The 20,926-nt window shown below is 32.8% G+C and carries 18 protein-coding genes; 9 read left to right on the top strand and 9 right to left on the bottom strand.

The genetic code is table 11. From position 1 onward, the window contains the following. Positions 1-71: 71 nt before the first annotated feature. A complete protein-coding gene (locus tag BN863_RS08315; protein ID WP_038529512.1) occupies positions 72-1,880 on the bottom strand; it encodes a DUF885 domain-containing protein in 1,809 nt (602 codons plus the stop codon). 243 nt (positions 1,881-2,123) lie between these two features. Here BN863_RS08315 and BN863_RS08320 point away from each other — a divergent pair, with 243 nt between their 5' ends. Both BN863_RS08320 and BN863_RS08325 read left to right on the top strand, forming a co-directional pair. After that, positions 2,124-4,427: a type IA DNA topoisomerase gene (locus tag BN863_RS08320; protein ID WP_038529514.1), complete on the top strand. Its 2,304-nt coding sequence runs from the start codon at positions 2,124-2,126 to the stop codon at positions 4,425-4,427. A gap of 4 nt (positions 4,428-4,431) precedes the next feature. Continuing rightward, positions 4,432-5,022, top strand: a complete 591-nt coding sequence (locus tag BN863_RS08325) for a pseudouridine synthase (protein ID WP_038529516.1) — start codon at positions 4,432-4,434, stop codon at positions 5,020-5,022. Here the strand turns inward: BN863_RS08325 and BN863_RS08330 are convergent. From BN863_RS08330 to BN863_RS08345, 4 genes are all read right to left on the bottom strand, one after another. After that, a complete protein-coding gene (locus BN863_RS08330; protein ID WP_038529518.1) occupies positions 5,011-5,745 on the bottom strand; it encodes a LytR/AlgR family response regulator transcription factor in 735 nt (244 codons plus the stop codon). The two genes, BN863_RS08325 and BN863_RS08330, sit on opposite strands and share 12 nt — an antisense overlap. Beyond that, a complete protein-coding gene (locus BN863_RS08335; RefSeq protein ID WP_038529520.1) occupies positions 5,742-6,800 on the bottom strand; it encodes a sensor histidine kinase in 1,059 nt (352 codons plus the stop codon). Before BN863_RS08335 ends, BN863_RS08330 begins: the two co-directional genes overlap by 4 nt. Positions 6,801-6,813: 13 nt before the next feature. Next, the gene (locus tag BN863_RS08340) at positions 6,814-7,146 is read right to left on the bottom strand and encodes a DUF4907 domain-containing protein (RefSeq protein WP_038529522.1); all 333 of its coding nucleotides are present in this window, start codon (positions 7,144-7,146) and stop codon (positions 6,814-6,816) included. Positions 7,147-7,264: 118 nt separating this feature from the next. Beyond that, positions 7,265-8,248, bottom strand: coding sequence for a Kelch repeat-containing protein (locus BN863_RS08345; protein WP_038529524.1), 984 nt, complete (start codon positions 8,246-8,248; stop codon positions 7,265-7,267). Between the two features lie 275 nt (positions 8,249-8,523). Between BN863_RS08345 and BN863_RS08350 the strand changes: the two genes are divergently transcribed. Next, positions 8,524-9,828 carry a DUF4270 family protein gene (locus BN863_RS08350; RefSeq protein WP_038529526.1) on the top strand — a complete coding sequence of 435 codons (1,305 nt, stop codon included), beginning with the start codon at positions 8,524-8,526 and terminating at the stop codon, positions 9,826-9,828. After that, positions 9,818-11,050 carry a hypothetical protein gene (locus BN863_RS08355; protein ID WP_038529528.1) on the top strand — a complete coding sequence of 411 codons (1,233 nt, stop codon included), beginning with the start codon at positions 9,818-9,820 and terminating at the stop codon, positions 11,048-11,050. Before BN863_RS08350 ends, BN863_RS08355 begins: the two co-directional genes overlap by 11 nt. Positions 11,051-11,072: 22 nt before the next feature. On the opposite strand, the gene BN863_RS08360 is transcribed toward BN863_RS08355, so the two are convergent. The 3 genes from BN863_RS08360 to BN863_RS08370 form a co-directional block, all read right to left on the bottom strand. Then, entirely contained in the window at positions 11,073-11,525 is a 453-nt protein-coding gene (locus BN863_RS08360) for a cold-shock protein (RefSeq protein WP_038529530.1), read from the bottom strand. Between the two features lie 206 nt (positions 11,526-11,731). Continuing rightward, the gene (locus BN863_RS08365; protein WP_038529532.1) at positions 11,732-12,430 is read right to left on the bottom strand and encodes a hypothetical protein; all 699 of its coding nucleotides are present in this window, start codon (positions 12,428-12,430) and stop codon (positions 11,732-11,734) included. A gap of 293 nt (positions 12,431-12,723) precedes the next feature. Beyond that, complete coding sequence (locus tag BN863_RS08370) at positions 12,724-14,871, bottom strand: S9 family peptidase (RefSeq protein ID WP_084817496.1); 2,148 nt, start codon at positions 14,869-14,871, stop codon at positions 12,724-12,726. A gap of 382 nt (positions 14,872-15,253) precedes the next feature. On the opposite strand from BN863_RS08370, the gene BN863_RS08375 reads away from it, so the two are divergent. The 4 genes from BN863_RS08375 to BN863_RS08390 are packed head-to-tail and all read left to right on the top strand — an operon-like array spanning position 15,254 to position 18,351. Continuing rightward, positions 15,254-16,204 (top strand): isopenicillin N synthase family dioxygenase, encoded by a 951-nt coding sequence (locus BN863_RS08375; RefSeq protein ID WP_038529534.1) that lies wholly within the window; start codon positions 15,254-15,256, stop codon positions 16,202-16,204. A 12-nt stretch (positions 16,205-16,216) separates the two neighbouring features. Then, positions 16,217-16,543 (top strand): translation initiation factor, encoded by a 327-nt coding sequence (locus BN863_RS08380; protein ID WP_038529536.1) that lies wholly within the window; start codon positions 16,217-16,219, stop codon positions 16,541-16,543. Positions 16,544-16,547: 4 nt separating this feature from the next. Continuing rightward, positions 16,548-17,489 (top strand): hypothetical protein, encoded by a 942-nt coding sequence (locus tag BN863_RS08385; protein WP_038529538.1) that lies wholly within the window; start codon positions 16,548-16,550, stop codon positions 17,487-17,489. Next, entirely contained in the window at positions 17,479-18,351 is an 873-nt protein-coding gene (locus BN863_RS08390) for a nucleoside phosphorylase (protein WP_038529540.1), read from the top strand. The genes BN863_RS08385 and BN863_RS08390 overlap by 11 nt, the downstream gene beginning before the upstream one ends. A gap of 315 nt (positions 18,352-18,666) precedes the next feature. On the opposite strand, the gene BN863_RS08395 is transcribed toward BN863_RS08390, so the two are convergent. Next, entirely contained in the window at positions 18,667-19,332 is a 666-nt protein-coding gene (locus BN863_RS08395; protein ID WP_038529542.1) for a uracil-DNA glycosylase, read from the bottom strand. Positions 19,333-19,407: 75 nt separating this feature from the next. Between BN863_RS08395 and BN863_RS08400 the strand changes: the two genes are divergently transcribed. Further along, on the top strand, positions 19,408-20,904 hold the full coding sequence (locus tag BN863_RS08400; RefSeq protein WP_038533362.1) for a YfcC family protein: 1,497 nt from the start codon (positions 19,408-19,410) through the stop codon (positions 20,902-20,904). The last annotated feature ends 22 nt before the right edge of the window (positions 20,905-20,926 follow it).

Below are 20,926 nucleotides of genomic sequence, written 5' to 3' on the forward strand. Positions count from 1 at the left end.
GCCTTGTATCTTAAAAATATACAAGGCGTTTTTATGTCTTCAACATATGCTTTAATGCATATATGAAAATGTTAGTTTTTCATTTGCGAATCAATCCACATATTAACGCGACGTTCTAATAATTCCATTGGTAAAGCGCCTCCACCAAGCAAGGTGTCGTGAAATCCTTTTATATCAAATTTATCACCTAATTTGTCTTCTGCTGTTTTACGTAATTCCTGAATTTTAAGCATTCCTATTTTGTAGGATGTCGCTTGTCCAGGCATTACCATGTAGCGTTGTACTTCTGCGGTAATAGCACCATCTGACACCGATGAGTTTTCTTTAAAATATTTAAAAGCATCAGCTTCTGTCCAGCCTTTGGCATGTAATCCAGTATCCACCACCAAACGGATGGCTCTCCATATTTCATTAACCAAGCGTCCGAAATCGTAATACGGATTTTGGTATCCGCCCATTTCCTTAGCCAATATTTCCGAATATAAAGCCCAACCTTCGCTATACACACTAAAACCGGCTTGTGTTCTAAACTGTGGTACACCTTCTAATTCTTGAGCAATAGAAATCTGCATGTGATGCCCTGGTAGACCTTCATGATACGCGACACCTTCCATTGTGGTTTTGTCCATCATACTCATATCAGAAAGATGAACATAATACGTTCCAGGTCTAGAGCCATCCGGAGTTCCTGCATTATAATGTTGTGGTGCACCATCTTGTTCTCTAAAGGCTTCAACACGTTTAACTTCTAATTTAGCTTTAGGAAGAATTCCGAAATAATCGGGTAATTTTTTCTCTATAGCATCTAGATATTTTGTGGATTCATCTAAATATCCTTGTCTACCTTCGTCTGTATTTGGAAAGTAAAATTGAGGGTCGCTATCTACAAACTTAAAAAACGCATTTAAGTCGCCATCGAAACCAACTTTATCCTTAATCGCTAGCATTTCTTCTCTAATTCTAGCCACTTCTTCTAATCCTTTTTCATGCACTTGGTCTGCTGTTAGATTGGAAGTAGTAAAAACTTTTAACTGATAATTGTAAAAATCTTTACCGTTCTCATGCCTGCTAACTCCTGTAGGTGTTGCTTCTGCATTTTCAATTTCAGATTCTAACCACGTTAAAAGATTCTGATACGCAGGTATAAATGCTTCTTGAATTACAGATGCCGATTCTTGTTTTAAAGATTCAGCCTCTTCAGAAGTTATTTGTTCTGAAGCTAAAAGCGCATCGGTTTTTCTATGCATATCTTCTAATACTGTTTTACCATCAAGTAATCCTTTTGTTTGAGAAATAACTGTTTCGAAAGCAAATTTTGGAGGTAATATACCTAAATCGGCTTGGTCTTGAGCTTTAATCAATAATTGATTCATAGCAACACCTACACCTTTAATTCTAGAAATATATGCCGTCATGTCTGGCAGACTATCCACTTTATGATAATTAATTAAGAAGTTCGGAAAGTACGTATGTGCTCCACGCATTTGTTCAAATACATATTCCATATCTCTATACGTCATGCCTTCCTTTAACATCTCGTATTGATACATCCATAAGTCGTAAGAAGCTTGGTCTGCTTCATCCAAATTATCATAATCAAATGTTTCTTTTAACGTTTTGGCACTTTCGGCATACCAAGCGAGTTTTCTATCTTCCGCTTCTTTACTCATGTCGTCGATTTTATCATTTAAATCTTTTCGACCTAGAGAAGTTAAGTGCATCGGACTCATTTGAAGTAACTCTTCGTACTTCACATCAAACCATGCATTCAGTTCTGCTTTCTGACTAACGACAGCTTTTGGTTCTTCTTTGCAGGAAGCAAATACTAGTAGAAAAAATAAAACCGGCAGTGCGATTTTTGTAATGTTACATGTTTTCATAAAATGTATATCAAGTTAAATTAGGTTTAGGCTAAATATAGCTAATTAAATGAAGTGAAAGCAAATATGGGCTCGATAGTCAATTTCCATATCTAAATCTGATTAAAATGAAAAAAAAGCAACTGGAATTTGTGTAAAACTTAAAAATTGAAGACCTAATTATTCGTTAATAACTCCTGATAACTCTACTTCTTTTTACTCCGTAAAAGTTATATTTTGCGGACTCTTATTTAAGGAAAGAAAATGAAAGTTTGTATAGCCGAAAAGCCAAGTGTAGCCCGTGAAATTGCGTCTGTTTTAGGTGCGAATACCAAACACGATGGATATTACGAAGGTAATGGCTACGCGGTAACTTACACTTTTGGGCATTTATGTACATTGTTTGAACCAAACGACTATAAACCACACTGGAAAAGTTGGGATTTAAACAATTTACCCATGCTTCCCGAGAAGTTTAAAACCAAAGTGACTTCGGATTCCGGAATTCAGAAGCAATTTAATATTGTAAAAGGATTATTTGACAGAGCCGATGTGGTTATAAACTGCGGGGATGCTGGTCAAGAGGGAGAATTAATACAACGTTGGGTTTTAGACCAAGCAGAGTATAAAGGTAAGGTAGAACGCTTATGGATTTCGTCCTTAACCACAGAAGCCATAAAAGAAGGTTTCGAGCATTTAAAACCGTCTGAACAATACGATAATTTGTATTACGCTGGGTTTTCTAGAGCGATTGGCGACTGGTTATTAGGAATGAATGCGACGCGTTTATACACCGTTAAACATGGTGGTTACAAGCAAGTGTTGTCTATTGGTCGCGTGCAAACACCAACTTTGGCTATGGTTGTAAATCGGTTTAAAGAGATTGAAAATTTTAAGCCACAACCATATTGGGAGTTACAAACCATGTATCGGGACACCTTATTTAGTTATGAAGAAGGGCGTTTTTTAAAGATGGAAGATGGTGAGTTACTCGCCAATAAAGTTAAAGAAGACGATTTTGAAATTGTTTCGATTACCAAAAAGAAAGGCACAGAATATGCGCCTAAATTATTCGATTTAACAGGATTACAGGTATATTGTAATACGAAATTTGGATTTTCGGCAGATGAAACTTTAAAAATCGTTCAGAAGCTGTACGAGCAAAAGGTGGTGACCTATCCTAGAGTAGATACCACGTTCTTACCGAACGACGTGTATCCAAAAGTACATGGCATTCTTCAGAAATTAACAAAATACAACACCTTAACCGAACCGCTTTTAGGCAAGAAAATTAAGAAATCGGCTAAAGTATTCAACGATAAAAAAGTAACCGATCACCACGCTATTATCCCAACGGGAATTCAGATTAATTTACAATACAATCAGCAACAGGTTTACGACATTATAGTAAAGCGATTTATTGCTGTGTTTTACGATGATTGTTCGGTATCTAATACCACGGTAATTGGTAAAGCGGCCGAAGTAAATTTTAAAACCACTGGAAAAGAAATTCTTAAAAAAGGGTGGCGTGTTGTATTTGAATCTCCTGATAAAGAGAAAAAAGAATCAGGTATTTTACCCACGTTTGTTAAAGGTGAAAAAGGACCTCATGAACCCTCGTTTTTAGAAAAGCAAACCAAACCACCAAATCAATTTACGGAAGCTTCCCTCCTACGTGCTATGGAAACGGCAGGTAAGCAAGTAGACGATGATGATTTGCGCGAGCTCATGAAGGAAAATGGTATTGGAAGACCGTCTACACGAGCCAATATTATTGAAACCTTATTCCGAAGAAAATACATTGTCCGTAATAAAAAACAATTACTGCCTACTACAACTGGAATACAGTTGATAGATATCATTCAGAACGATTTATTAAAATCTGCAGAACTGACAGGATTGTGGGAAAAGCAATTAAAAGATATAGAAAAAGGCGAATACAATGCGGGAACGTTTATAAATAACATGAAACGCATGGTTGACGAGTTGGTGTACGAAGTACGTAGTGAAACCAAACGTGCCAATATCTCTTATGAAGCAAATGCCGAAAAAAAGACAGCCAAAGCTGAAACGAAGAAACAGGCAGGTATTTTATCTGAGAACTGTCCGAAATGTAAACAAGGCAACCTGATAAAAGGAAAATCGGCTTACGGTTGTAGCGCATTTAAATCGGGTTGTAAATTCGTATTACCATTCAGTTTTAGCGATAAAAAGATTTCTGAAAAACAATATATCCGTTTACTTCAAAAAGGATCTACTGTCAACCTAAAAGGATTCAAAACTGAGCAAGGTACTGTTGAAGGTTTGTTGCGATTTGACGACGATTTTAAACTGGTTTTAGAACCTAAAGTCGCCGTTAAAAAAGAAACAAAAACAGAAGTTCCTGATACTTTAACGTGTCCGAAATGCAAGCAAGGCACAGTTATGAAAGGCAAGACCGCTTATGGTTGTAGTGCTTATAAATCGGGTTGCGATTTTAAAGTTACTTTTGATACGATTAGAGAAAAATCGGCTGGAGAAAAACTTACAAAAGCATTGGTATTTAAAATATTAAACGCATCGATTTAAAGTTATGCATCAACACTTTAAAATATATAAACCTTATGGCTATTTAAGTCAGTTTATAAACAACGGACAAAAACAGCATCGTAAAAAGTTGCTTGGTGAGTTGGGAGAATTCCCTGAAGGCACTATGTCTATTGGGCGTTTAGATGAAAAATCTGAAGGGCTTTTATTACTCACTACCGATGGTAAAATGAGTGATTTTGTAAACAGCTCGAAAGTAGATAAAGAGTACTATGCCCAAGTAGATGGCGACATAACCGAAGCGGCTATTAAAGCTTTACAAAATGGTGTTGAAATAGGATTAAACGGCACCAAATACACTACCAAACCTTGCCCTGCTTTTAAGTTAGATGAGGTTCCTAATTTACCCGAACGCTGGAAAAAATTAAGAGACGAAAGACACGGGCCGACCTCTTGGGTTTCGATTATATTAAACGAAGGCAAATTTAGACAAGTCCGTAAAATGACTTCGGCAGTAGGATTTCCAACACTCCGTTTAGTCCGAGTTCGCGTTGGGACTATTTATCTTGACGACTTACAACCGGGAGATTCCATGCAATTATTAGATATTAAAAAAGAACTTAATTTAGACGCCTAAACGTTCTAAAACATCCTTTTTAAACGTTTCTCCAATTGGAATACGCATATCGTTTTGTAATACAATTTTAGTCTTTTGTAAGGCTTTAATGGAGTTTACATTTACAATAAACGATTTATGAACACGCATAAACTGATTATTATTGGGTAGCTTTTCCATAATATCTTTAAAACTCATTAAAGTAATTATGGCTTTATTGGTGCCTTCAACATGAATTTTAATATAATCTTTCAAGCCTTGAACATAAGTAATACTATCCGTTTTTATTTTGATGTTTTCGTACTCCGATTTTACAAATATAAAATCGTTGTCAGGCTTATTTATAGTGCCTAATACTGTTGGCATTCCATTGGCGGGTTGTAAGTGTTCCAATTCGTATTTTTCTTTTGCTCGCGTTACAGCTTTTATAAATCTGTGAAACGGGATGGGTTTAACTAAATAATCTGTGGCATTTAAATTAAATCCGTCTAATGCATATTGCGGATAGGCCGTTGTAAATATAAATTGAGGTAAGTTTTCTATAGATTTTACTAAATCAATACCACTTAAATTAGGCATTTCTATATCTAAAAACACTAAATCTACATTGTGTTTATTGAGGAGCGTAATCGCTTCTAACGGATTGGTACATTTCGCTACAATATCCATCCCTCCCATTTGTTTTAAGTACGATTCGACTACATCTATAGCTAAAGGCTCGTCATCTATAATGATACACTTCATACGGAAAGATTAAGGTTTAAATTAACGATATATTGACTGTCTACTGTGTCTATTTTAAGCGTATGCAAGTTTGGGTACAATAACTGTAAACGATCCTTGGTGTTTTGTAAACCAATACCAGAATTTTCAGGATCTTGTTTTCTGTTACCTATTAAATTAACACATTTAAAATTAAGTTCGTTGGCATTAACAATAATTTCAATGCGTACCAATGTATTTCCCTTAAAGTCTGTACCGTATTTAAATGCATTTTCAATAAATGCGATTAATAATAAAGGTCTTATTTTTTGTTGTGAAATACCACCTCTAATCAGTAAAGTGACATCGCGATTATTGGCAATCCTAAGACGCTGTAATTTTAAATAATTCTGAATGTAATCTAATTCATCATTAAGCATTACAAATTCATTATCTGCTTGGTATAGCATATATCGCATGAGCTCGGAAAGCATGATTACAGCTTCTGGAGCATCATTAGATTTTTTACTGGTTAAGGAATAAATACTATTTAAGGAATTGAATAAAAAATGTGGACTCAACTGATTTTTAAGAAAATGAAGCTCGGCAGACGATTTTTGAGACTCCACTTCTTTTTGGTGTTGTATGTTTTTATCCCATTCTATGTACATTTTAATAGCGGTTCCAATAACAATTAAAATGATATTAAAAAACAACGGAAACCCAATACGAATACCTCTAAAATTAGGACGTTCGCCAAGGGCGTTCATATCGTTTTGTGGTGGTGGTAAATGATGAATTATATCTGGTTTAGGCAAGACAAACTCAACCAGAACAACACATATAACGATTAAACCAATAACAGCTACAAAGTAAAATCCATTCTTTTTTTTAAGTAAAAAATACGGAACTAAAACCAGGTAATTAATATAGAAACTAAAAATACCAACAATTAAGAAATTAAGAAAAGCTTTAGGTATTCTTCCTGTGTTAAAATACACCTGAAGAAAAAACATAAACAAAAAAATGGCCCATATTACGAGATGTATAAAGCCTTCCTGTTTTAGAATTCTAAAAAGTTGTGTTTTTTTAGTCATTATAAATTTGTAATTAATTTAAACAGTCTAAAGTTATTGCTTTAGCTTGTAATTCGGCTTTAGTAACTCTAGGGTTTTCTTTGTTTTTTAGTTTAAGTACAACTAACTCTGCAATGTTTTGCGCATCATCTTCATTACAAAATGTATGTTGCTCTGAAACCGCTGGAATATGATCTTGTTTAATTAAAACTTTTTCACCCAACTTAACCTCATAACCATAGCCTGTGTTAATAGCATAAACATTTGTGCTGTAATGTACAGCATCAGTTCCTTTTGTCAAGGAAAAAACTATGTAAATAACAGCTATTACTGACAAACCTAATAGAAGTTTTAAAATATTTTTCATAAATTAAAATTTAATCCCAAGACCTACTCAGTACATCTTGGGAATTAAAAAAAAACAACTGAATTAAACAAACAATGATTTACTAATTACTTAAAACTAGTAGTATTTCGAATTATAATTAATCTTCATCATCATAATCATCTTGGGGAAACAACTCATAGTTATCGTCAAGGTATAAACTTCCACTACGTCCTAATAATACAAACGCTCTACTATCATTAGAGAAAGCTAATGCATCTTGTCTAGAGTATGCTTCAATACCTGTAATTTCTTCCCAAGAATCTGTTCCAGGAGAATATTCCCAAGTACTTCCTAAAACAGAGCCATTATAACCAGACACAATATATCCTAATCCATCTACGCTAAACCCAACAGCATTCGATCTAGTAATTGTATAGTCGTCTTCTTCATCTAAATCGTTTAAACGAGAGAAGGTTTCAGAAAGTGGGTCAAATTCCCAAAAATCAGTCTTATACAAACCATTGCTTACGCCTGTACCTATATAGACTTTATCACCAATATTAAATGTAGTAGCAAAACGGCGTTTTTCTCCACCAAAACCTACAAGTTCAGACCATGTATCTGTAGTTGGGTTATATTTATAAAAATCTTTTCTATCGTTATCACCGTCATAACCTGTTCCAACATAACCGGTGTTATTCGCTGCAAAACCTATAGCAGCTTGTCTTACACCACCTAAGAAATCTGCTTTTTGTGTCCATGCATTAGATCCAGGATTATACTCCCAAAAATCTTTTAATTCATCTGTACCATCATAACCAAGCCCTAAATAACCTAAACCTCCGATAGTGAATCCAGAAGCAGCACTTCTTTCTGTTCCAGGAAAATCTGCTTTTTGTACCCAATAGTCACCCTCAATATTATATTCCCAAAAATCGGTTAAATAATCATCACCATCATAACCAGTTCCCATATAGCCTAAATTGTCTATAACAAAACCAACTACACTACTTCTTGGCACACCATCGAATACAGAGCGTTCTTGCCAGTTTCCTCTATCTGTATCGTCTTCGCTTGAACAGTTAAACAGACTTAATGCTAGAGCGCATAACACTAATACTTTTGTAGAATTTGTAATCATATTAATTATCATTTATTATAATTTATTACTGAACTAAATACTGTCAGTATGTTTTAAATAACAAGATCAAAACTACATTGTAAAGACACCTTTAGAAAATAAAGTAGATAGGTTACCTAAAAGTCTATACCAACACGGATACTTACACGATGAAAGCGATATACACTTTAAATCGTTTAAAAAGTATGGTTGGCAGACAAAAAATGAAGGTTTGTATATCTCTTTTCTCTTCTTAATTATATGCCATTAAGTTCGTTCGATTTTAAAAATTAAATATGAATTCGATATTTCTTAGAGCGCTTTTAGGAGCGTGTTGTTTTTTTACACTTTTAGTGTCTTGTGAAACCGATACAACCGATGTTTCTGGCGAGGATTGGATAAATAATGGTACTAAAGTATTTTATATAGACACCTTTACTGTTGAAACGTCTACCTATAAATTTGACTCGATTGCAGTGTCTAGTACTAGTAATTATGTATTGGGGAATTATGTAGATCCTGTGTTAGGACAAATAAAAGCAAGTCCTTATTTTGAATTAACTCCTAACAGTTATTATATAGACGACGATGCGGTTTACGACTCTATAGCTTTAATATTAGATTACACCGACTACTATTATAATGATACAATTTCGAAACAAAAATTTAATGTTTACGAAGTTCTAGAAACGCTTACACCAACAGAAGATTACTTTTATAACACTTCTAATTTTTCTACAAGTACAACGTCTATAGGCTTTTTAGAAATGAGTCCGACACCTATAAGAGAAGATTCTATTCAATTCTCTCTAGATAATACTTATGGGAAACAACTTTTTGACGATTTTCAGAATGATATCGTTAATAATTTAGACGATTTTAATCAGAAATACTACGGTCTTAAAATAGTGCCAGACGATTCTAACACAGCGATAATTGGTATTGGAACGTCTTCTATATTACGCGTGTATTACACTATTAAAGGTGAAAATGAAGCTGAAGAATATTATTTTGATTTCAACATTAATACAGCTAGCAGTTTTCATAACATCACTTCAACATTTAAAAATGAATATATAAATGGCCTTGAAGAACAAGAAGATGAAGTGTCTAGTACACTTACCGATAATAGCAGTTACATTCAGGCAGGAAGCGGATTGGCAACACGAATAGATGTGCCATTTATAGAAAGTATTAATACCATAAATGGCACAGGTTCTTTAATGGATGCTTATTTAAATGTGTCTATTAAACGAAAAACAAATACAGATGACTTATCAATTCGCGATTCCCTTAACGTTTACATTATAGATAATAAGTCTGTTTCGCTTACACAATTAGTAGATTATAGTGGTAGTGTGGTTTATGGAAGACAATTAGCCAATGAATTTAACGAGGACTATATTACCTACACCATTTCATTAAAATATTTTTTAGACTTGAAATTAAACTCCACTAATGGAGACGATTACTTCCTTGGTATTACTAGTCAAGGTTACAATTCGTCTGTGGATCGCTACATCTTAGAAGGTGAAGATTCAGAACACTCCGATTTAAAAGCAAATTTAGAATTAACCTATGCCATATACGATGATGAATAAAATAAACATATTAGCAACACTCTCACTATTAATGTCTGCTACTGCTTTTTCGCAAAGTAATTCATTATCGAGTTCTCCGTATTCATTATACGGAATGGGATCCTTTAATACGACCAATACTGGAAAAACGGCATCGTTAGGCTATACGGGAATTGCAAGCAGTTCTTCAGAATCTATAAACAACCTGAACCCGGCATCTATGGCGAGTATTCCCTTAAATACATTTTTTTTCGACATGGGAATGAAATCTGAATATGGTTTCCAAATAGATGGAGGAACTAATGAATCTAAATTTATTGCAAATTTTTCTGATGTTGCACTCGCATTTCCATTAACAAAAAAATCAGGAGTAAGCATTACATTAATACCATATACCAACGTAGGTTACAGTATTTCAAATTTAGAATCGGATATTGAAGGTGCTGCATCGTCATTTACTAGCGATATTGAAGGTTCTGGAGGTTTAAACGATTTTAAATTAAACTACGGCTATGCTCTATTAGATAATTTAAGTGTAGGAGTTTCGGGATCTGTATTGTTTGGACAAATTATCGAGCAAGAAACCAATTATATAGGCACTAATGTACTAGATATATATGAATCTAACAGTTACTCTGGACTTCAAGTTGGATTTGGAACACAATATAAACCGTTTGAAACCGTAACCTTAGGAGCAGTTGTTACTTTACCAACTAACTTAAGCGGAGATCAAATTAGAGATGTATCTCAATTATATGATAGTGATATTTCAACAGAAGAAAATTTAGATGATTTTAAATTGCCTTTAGAAGTTGGTTTTGGTATACAAACCAGATTTTTAGACCAGGTAAATGTAGCGTTAGATTATAAAAAGAAATATTGGACAGACACCAATCAAACTGATCAACTTGGTACTTTTGTTGATCAGAATCTTTTTGGATTAAGTGTAGAATTTGATCCTAACGGAAACCAGCTGAAATATAAAAACAGAATGCAATATAGAGCAGGTTTAACATACGACACTGGTAACCTAGAGATTAACGATAAAAAGATTAGTAATTATGCGTTAAGTTTAGGATTAGGAATTCCTATAAGTTACAATACTGTATCCATGCTAAATTTGGCCTATTCTTATGGAAAAAAAGGCCAGATTTACGATGGTATCATTCAGGAAAACTATCACATGCTTACCTTGAATATAAGTTTAGCTGGACGTTGGTTCCAGAAACGAATGATACAATAATTAATATTGAATGCGGGAAAGGTTAGATTTTCTTAACTCGAACCGCATTCATTCCTTTCATACCACGTTCTAATTCAAATTGAACTTTATCGTTTTCAATAATAGTATCAATTAATCCACTAACGTGACAGAAGTATTTTTCTGAATTTTCAGCATCGATAATAAAACCAAATCCTTTAGAGCTATCAAAAAATGATACTTTACCTTTACGGATTGGATCTACTTCTTCAATATCACTATCATCTTTCTTAGGAATTCCGATAACAATATCTTCTGCTTCTACTTTAATTTTATCTGCTGGATCTGGTGGAGTATCTGTTAAGTTTCCGTATTGATCTACATAGGCAAATTGAATACCTTGACTGTCTTTAGATTCAGCTTTACGCGCTTCTTTTTTCTTTAACTTTTCTTCACGCTTTTTTTGTCGTGCTTTTTCTTTTTCGATTTTATTGTACGTCTGTTGAGACTTAGCCATAAATTACTACTTGTTTTAAATTGAAGATTTAGTTTATTGATTTGCTTGAATTTACCGATTTAAATTTCGAGTAAATTGAATACAATTCAATACAAATATAATGTAAGTATTTGGATTTGATAAACGCTACGCTAAAAACTATTTTAATAAATAGTTAAGCGAGTCTAATATTGAAGTTAAAATACGTTTTATTTGAAGTATAAAGGTTACTCTTTTACAATAATAATGGTACCCTTAACGCCTTTAGCTAAATTCCATGTGTTACCAGAAATTATGTTCCCGTCCTCGTCTAAGACTTGAAACTGAGCTGTATTCGGACCTGAGCGTCCTGTATTTATGGCTTGGAAATCAATTTTATTAAGTCCTGGCTGTAAGTCAAGTTTAAATCCGCTAAATCCATTAGTTAATAAAACATTAGATTTAATAATATCATCATTAACATAAACCATAATTCGATCGCCATCGAATGCTTGATGATCTCTATAAATTACGTTGACTCTACCAGATGTGGTTTTATGATCACCAAAATACTGATCGACTAAACTCCCAACGGCGTCTGGATTAACCGCTTCAGAATCTGGCATTTTTAATTGTTGATCTAAATTCCCTTGATAAAGTTCTGCTGGATTGGCGTATTTCTTTTTATTGAACATTGAAAACTCCTCCTTCACATTTAAATCTGGATGTCTAGTTACAGTTAATCCATTTATTTTATCACTAGCTTCAGGTGTTTCTAAATTCGGTGTTTCAAGTGGTTCTATGTTTAAACTATTCGTTTCTGTAGCTTTACCTTCCTCGCTCTCAATAGCAGGAATGCTAAAACCAGAACCTTGCCTAGAATCTATTTGAGACCAAGCTGCTGTTGAAATACATAAAAAGATAATAAATAAAGAAAAGTGTTTCATAGTACAAATTAGACTGCTCAAAAATAAATGTAAATTTCTAACGAGAGCAAAAATCATTCCTAAAATTTGTTAAGATCCGAATGCTTTATGAAACAATTATTCGTTTTTACAGACTTTTTTTAATTTTTAACCATTTTCTATTACATTTTAAATAAAATATAGAAAAGTGTAACACTTTTAATTCTTACTCGTCTTTATTATATCAATCTAAAAACAATCAGTTATTACACACAATTTTGAATTAGTCATTAAAAAGCCAGAACTCATGTTCTGGCTTTTTTTTTGTGAAAGTATTAATTTTCTAAATCGAGTAAAAACGCATACTCTAAGGCTTTTATTTTATAGCGTTCAAAACGTCCAGAAGCGCCACCATGTCCAACATCCATATTACAGTCCATAATTAATAAGTTATCGTCTGTTTTAGTTGCTCGTAATTTTGCAATCCACTTTGCTGGCTCCCAATACTGCACTTGGCTATCCCAAAATCCTGTAGTGATTAACATATTTGGATAGGCTTTAGCTTCTACATTATCGTATGGAGAATAGGATTTCATATAATCGTAATATATAGTTTCTTTAGGGTTTCCCCATTCATCAAACTCGAATGTTGTTAAAGGAATAGATTCATCTAGCATAGTAGATACAATATCTACAAAAGGTACTGCAGCAATTACACCCTGCCATAATTCTGGCCGCATATTAACAACTGCTCCCATAAGCAATCCGCCAGCACTTCCACCCATAGCATATAAATGTTCTGGCGAAGTATATTTGGCAGCTATTAAATGCTCTGCACAGTCTATAAAATCTGTAAATGTGTTCTTCTTATTAAGTAATTTTCCATCTTCATACCACTGTCGTCCCATGTCTTCACCTCCACGAATATGAGCTATAGCAAAAATAAATCCACGATTTAAAAGGCTAAGCATACTCGAATTAAAACTTGCATCTATTATAGATCCGTAAGAGCCGTATCCGTAAAGTAATAACGGATTATCTCCAGATTTTGAAACACCTTTTTTATAAACTAAAGATATAGGCACTTTTGTACCATCTTTTGCAGTTGCAAACGAGCGTTCGGAAGTGTAAAGTTCAGGGCTAAAATTAGAGTCTATAATTTCTTCTTGTTTAAGGAGTACTTTATCTTTAGTTTTCATATTATATTCTAAAGTACTTATAGGAGTCGTTAAAGAAGAATAATTATACCTCAAAATATCGGTATCGAAATCGAGATTAGAAGTGGGGTATACTAAATATGTGGGATCGTTAAATTTTAAGTAATGTTCGCTCCCATTCCATTGTCTAACTCTTATTGTTCTCAGTCCGTTTTGACGCTCCGTGAGTACTAAATAGTTTTTAAATAAATCGAACGATTCAAAAAGTACGTCTTCACGGTGTGGTATAACATCTACCCAATGTTCTTTTTCGGTGGCATTAATTGGTGTTTCTACAAGTTTAAAATTTGTTGCATTGTCTTTATTTGTTCTAATGTAAAAGTGATTGGCATAATGATCTACAGTGTATTCTAAATTAGCTTCTCTGGATTGAATAATTTTCCATTCGCTATCGGGGTTATTAGCATCAATAAACTGAAATTCTGTTGAAATGGTTTGAAAGCTCCCTATAAATATATAAGCCTCAGATTTTGACTTCATTACAAAACATCTATAAGTATCGTCTTGTTCTTCAAATACCAATACATCTTCAGACTGTGGCGTGCCTAGTACATGTTTAAAGATTTTATTGCTTCTTAATGTTTCTGAATCTTTAGTTGAATAAAAAACGGTTTTATTGTCGTTTGCCCAAACCACATCACCGGCAGTATTTTCTAAAACATCACTTAAACGATTTCCACTTTCTAAATCTTTAAAAAAAATAGTGTATTGTCTTCTAGAAATGGTATCGACTGTGTAGGCTAATATGTTATTATCGTTACTTACTTCTTGATTTCCTATACTAAAATAAGCCAAACCTTCTGCAAGTTCTGGTCCATTTAATACAAGTTCTTCCTCTTCACTATCTAATTTCGATCGGTAATACAATAAATAATCATTGCCTGCTTTATATTTAGAATAATAGGAATACCCATTCTTGGTAACAGGAACTGATTCGTCATTTTTTTTAATTCGTCCAGTAATCTCGTCATATAAAACCGTTTGAAGAGAATCTGTGTGTTGCATAACCGCTTTTAAGTAAGCATTTTCATCGTTTAAATAGTTTATAACGTCTTGTGTTTGTGCATCTGGTTGTTCTGCATTTTTTTGCTCATCCGATAAACGCATCCAAAAATAATCATCAATTCGTGTATCGCCATGAATGGATAATGTTTTAGGTTCAGTTTTGGCTATTGGTGGCTCTAATGTGTCTTTATCAATACGTTTTTGATCAGTTTTACATCCTATTATCAATAGCATGAATAGTAAAGAAATAGATAACTTCATAGTTGATTGATTAGTAGTTATTTATAAATATACTATACAATTTTATGAAAACGAGTATAATACCTTATTATATTCAATACATTTCCATTTTGAATAATTAAGTTGATGTAAATTATGTCTAAATCACTAACTTATTTCACCTATAATATGACCTTTAAGAGTAAAACCATTACTATTAAAAAGACATTAAAACCCCTGATATAATTTAAGACGTATAAAGCCTATGGTTTTACTTTGTTTTAGATATTTTTAATTTTAATTACTACAAGTGATTATAATTCAAAATTTTCAATAAAAAACCACATATTTCACAAAATATCATCGAAAATTCTAGGATTGTTTTTTGTACATTTGTATACCTAGCTTAAAAATAAACAGACAAATGAATAGCATACCTAGTGTAAATTTAAAAGATTTTTTATCTGACGATGTTAGTAAAAAACAACAATTTGTAGACCAAATTGGTAAAGCTTATGAAGAGATTGGATTTGTTGCTTTAAAAGGACATTTTCTAGATGAACAATTAGTTTCCGACTTATATTCTCAAATTAAAGATTTCTTTGAAATGCCTAATGAGGTAAAAGATAAATACGAAATTGAAGGAATTGGCGGACAACGTGGGTATACATCATTTGGTAAAGAACATGCCAAAGGTAAAAAAGAAGGCGATTTAAAAGAGTTTTGGCATTTTGGACAATATGTAGAAGATGATGCTAAGCTAGAAGCAGAATACCCTAAAAATGTAGAAGTTTCCGAACTACCAAAATTTAACACTACAGGAAAAGAAACGTATAAAATGCTTGAAAAAACAGCAAAATACGTCCTTCGTGCTTTGGCTTTATATTTAGATTTAGAAGAAACTTATTTCGACAAATTTATAAAGAATGGAAATTCAATTTTAAGACCTATTCACTACCCGCCTATTTTATCTGAACCTAAAGCAGCTGTGCGTGCAGCAGCTCACGGCGATATAAATTTAATTACATTATTAATGGGAGCTCAAGGTCGCGGATTACAAGTCCAGAATAATCAAGGTGAATGGATTGATGCTATTGCACAACCCGACGAACTTATGATTAATGTTGGAGATATGTTATCAAGACACACCAATAATAAGCTGAAATCTACCATACATCGTGTAATAAATCCGCCTCAAGAATTATGGGGTACTTCTAGATATTCAATTCCGTTTTTCATGCACCCAATTAGCGAAATGAAATTAGATGTTTTAGAAAACTGTATAGATGAAGAACATCCAAAACAATTTGAAGATATTACAGCTGGAGAATTTTTACATGAGCGTTTAGTAGAATTAGGTTTAATTAAAAAATAACATATCCTTGCTATGGATTTAAAAGATCAATTAAAAAACCTGTTCCCTGAACATGAAGAAACACCAGAAGAAACTACAGCTGGCGATTCTAAATTATGGATTCAAGACGAGCCTATTTTATGTAAATACGAAAAACGTAAAGGAAAACCAATTACTATTTTAGATGGCTATACCGGCGCTACCGAAGATTTTAAACAACTGGCTAAAGATTTAAAAAAAGAACTTAGTGTTGGTGGAAGTTTTAAAGATGAGAAAATTATCATCCAAGGGGATTACAGAGATAAAATCATGGCAATTTTAAAAGAAAAAGGGTTTAATGTAAAACGTGTTGGGGGCTAATTATATGGAAAATAAAACATTACACATTACTAATGGAGGCGCATTAACCAACTATTTAGTAGAACTAGAATTCCAAGGCGAAATATTAACATGGGAAGAAATGCTTTGCGAAGGCCCAACAATAGAACATATAAATTCACCAGAATTTATAGATACACGCTTAAAATTTCTTAGAGAGTTTTACGACATCGAAGCCGATACAGATAAGTTAAAAAAAGACATTAGTGTTTTAGATAATACTGAACACTATAATGAAATTATTTTATGGTTTGAATATGATTTATTTTGCCATATAAACCTTATTGGGGTTATTAATTTACTACTTCAAAAGAAAATAGATTTACCTTTGTTTCTTGTTTGTAGTGGTAGAATTCATGGTGTAAAAGAACTAAAAAGTCTTACCGAATTAAGTTCCTCTCAACTTAGCGATCATTATGAAGCTCGCGTACGTTTAACAGCCGAGGATAAAGATTTAGTTCGTACCATATGGCAACTTTATAATGGTAAAGATCATAATCTTATTAAACCATATATTGTAAAACACTCCTCTTTCGAGTATTTAAGTAATTGTTTAAAAGCCCACCTTCAGCGGTTCCCAAATTCTATAAACGGATTAAATGAATTAGAACTTAATATTCTTAAAATAATTGACACGAGAAGTATTCATACCAAAAATCATCTATTAGGATATGCTTTAAACTTTCAAGGTTTTTATGGATATAGCGATATGCAATTTGAACGTATAATAGAAAGATTATCTATATTTTATATAGAAGAAGAACACAGTTTAACTTTAAATGAGGATGGAAAAAAAGCTTTAAATTTTGAAGAAAATTTCGAAAGTAGATTATCTGACCCTATGATTTATGGCGGAATCCATAAAAATAAATTCTATTTTGACACTAAGCTTAACAAGCTTATAAACGTAACTAATTATGCCGATTAAAGACTCCGAATTAATTTTAAATCCAGATGGAAGTGTTTACCATTTAAATTTAAAACCAGAACATCTTGCACCAACAGTTATACTTGTTGGAGATCAAGACCGTGTAAGTAAAATAACCAAACATTTTGATACGGTTGAACATTCTATTCAAAAAAGAGAGTTTAAAACTGAAACTGGAACTTATAATGGCAAGCGTATAAGTGTTGTGTCTACAGGAATTGGTTGCGATAATATAGACATTGTTTTAAACGAATTAGACGCTCTTGTAAATATCGATTTTAAAACGCGAACCATTAAAAAAGATATTACCACTTTAAATATTATTCGTATTGGTACATCCGGTTCACTTCAAAAAGAAATCCCTGTAGATTCTTTTGCTATAAGTACAGATGGATTAGATTTTTCTGGAATGCTTCACTTTTATAATATAGAAGCTTTTAGAAGTTTCCCTTTTGAAGATGCTTTCGTGGTGCATACCCAATGGAATGCTAATAAAGCGTTACCTGTCTTAATATCCAATAATAAAACATTAGAAAAAGTGTTTTCTTCAGACCAAACTAAACTTGGTGTTACGGCTACAGCAAGTGGATTTTACGGTCCTCAAGGACGTGTTTTACGACTTTCAACTCAAGACCCAGATTTAAACGATAAAATTCACACCTTTAATTTTGAAGGCAAAAAAATTGTGAATTTTGAAATGGAAACAGCAGCCATATATGGTTTATCTGCATTATTAGGTCATAATGCACTATCGCTTAATGCCATAATTGCTAACCGCGCTACTGGAGAATTTAGTAATAATCCAGGTAAATTGGTAGAAGATTTAATCACCTATGCTTTAGGTAAAATTTTAAAATTATAAAACCTAATTACTGTCACTATTTATGGTTTTTATATAAATAGCGGCAGAAAATTATATAATTTTTAATTATTTTAAAGTTAATTATACATTACACAATATTAATGTTAAATTAAAGTATAATAATTTGTTAAGATCAAAACTTATTATTAAGTTTATTACCACCGACCTAACCAAATTAAATTATGCTAATCACCGTTTCAATTATTATAGCATTGCTTGTTGCTATTAATGTTTTACTATTGATTTTTAGTTGTAATAAAATTTCAGACTACAAAATTGATGAAAACAAACGTATTCAAATGGTAATAGAAACAACTACCAAGCAATCTCAACAGTCTTATTACGCTGCAACAGGGAGTTAGTTTCACTAAAATGTTTATTACTAAACCAATATCCTCGATTTGCACTTAATGGTGAAGGATGCCCAGAAATAAGTATAAAATGCTTATCGGTATCTATTATTTTCGATTTTTTTTTAGCATAACCACCCCACAATAAAAACACAATCCCCTTTGTATTCAAACTGATTTGTGAAATTACATTATCGGTGAATTGCTCCCAACCCTTTTTTTGATGACTTCCTGCTTCATGAGCTCTAACAGTTAAAGTAGCATTCAACAATAACACACCTTGTTTTGCCCAACGTTCTAAATTTCCGCTAGTCGGGTAATCAATTCCTAAATCGGTTTCAATTTCTTTAAATATATTTTTTAGCGATGGAGGATGTGGTACACCATCAGCTACAGAAAAGCTCAATCCATTCGCTTGCCCTGGCCCATGATAAGGATCCTGACCCAAAATAACAACTTTTAAATTTTTGAATTCACAAGTATTAAACGCATTAAAAATGTCTTGTTCTGGCGGATAACATGTATTTGTTTCGTATTCAGATTCCACATAATTCCATAACCCTTTAAAGTAAGGTTTATTAAATTCTGATTCTAAAAACGAGGACCAATCCGAATTTATATTTTTTATCATAATACTTGCTCTTAAAGCTCAAATTTAAAAATAGTATTATCTTTCCACTTATAAATTGAAAAAAAAATGTCTTTTATGAAAGCCATTAAATTCCCTAGCGCGATTACCGTTTTACTACTAATTGCTGCAGTTGTTGCTTTATTAACCTATATAATTCCTGCTGGTAAATATGATAGGTTAACATATAATAAAGAATTAGATACGTTCTCTCAAGAAAAAGAAACTAAAACTGTGGTATTAGCAGCAACTCAGGAAACTTTAGATCAATTCAATATTAAAATTCCGATTGAAAAATTTAAGGACGGTGATATCTGGAAACCTATAGGCATCCCAAATACTTATCATACTTTAAAATCTCAACCCCAGGGCATAACCGCTTTTATTCAATCGCCAATAAAAGGAATTATGGAAGCTATCGATGTGATTCTCTTTGTGCTTATTATTGGTGGGTTTATAGGCATTATGAATTTTAGTGGTGCTTTTGAAGCTGGAATTTCTTCGCTTGCCAAGACATTACATGGACGGGAATACATTTTAATTATAGTTATTACTTTTTTAATAGCAATTGGAGGTACAACTTTTGGTTTAGCTGAAGAGACTATTGCCTTCTACCCTATTTTAATTCCAGTATTCTTGGCTGCAAAATACGACGCTATGGTCGCCTTAGCCTCTATTTATATTGGTTCGTGTATTGGAACATTAGCATCTACCGTAAATCCGTTTTGTACTATCATTGCTTCAGATGCTGCAGGAATTAATTGGACTACCGGATTAACAACACGTTTAATTGTGTTTTTTCTAGGTTTAATTATTTGCTTAGTATACATTATTCGTTACGGACAAAAAGTGAAGTTGGATCCATCTAAATCTATTATTTTCGAACAAAAACAAGCTATTGAAAGTCAGTTTCCATTAACTAATTTAGACTCAGCTTTAACTTTAACTGCTAAATATAAATTCATCTTAATTGTTTTTATGATGTGTTTTGTAGTTATGATATATGGTGTTTCGCAATTAGATTGGTGGTTTTTAGAAATGACAACTGTATTTTTAATTGGCGCAATCCTTATTGGTATTATAGCACGAATTAAAGAGACTACTTTTGTAGATACCTTTATAAAAGGTGCAAATGATTTATTGGGTGTTGCTTTTATTATTGGTATTGCTAGAGGGGTTACTGTTTTAATGGAAGATGGATTAATTAGCGACTCTTTATTATTTTATGCCAGTTCGTTAACCGATGGTATGAATAAAGGGGTTTTTATAAATGTGATGCTATATATTTATAGCGGACTTTCATTTTTTATTCCTTCATCTTCTGGAATGGCTGTTTTAACCATGCCCATTATGGCACCATTAGCAGATGGCGTTGGTATTGGTCGAGATATGGTAGTAAATGCGTATCAATTTGGAATGGGTATTTTTGCTTTTATAAATCCTACAGGATTAATTTTAGCTTCTTTAGCCATTGTTAAAATTGGTTTCGATAAGTGGTTACGATTTGTAATGCCTCTGGTGGGGATTTTACTTATTTTCATCATGATTGTATTAACAATTTCAGTTTACATTTAGACGTATTAAACCTTTTTATTTA

The organism is Formosa agariphila KMM 3901, from assembly GCF_000723205.1.
In the GTDB taxonomy this organism is placed as follows: Bacteria; Bacteroidota; Bacteroidia; order Flavobacteriales; family Flavobacteriaceae; genus Formosa; species Formosa agariphila.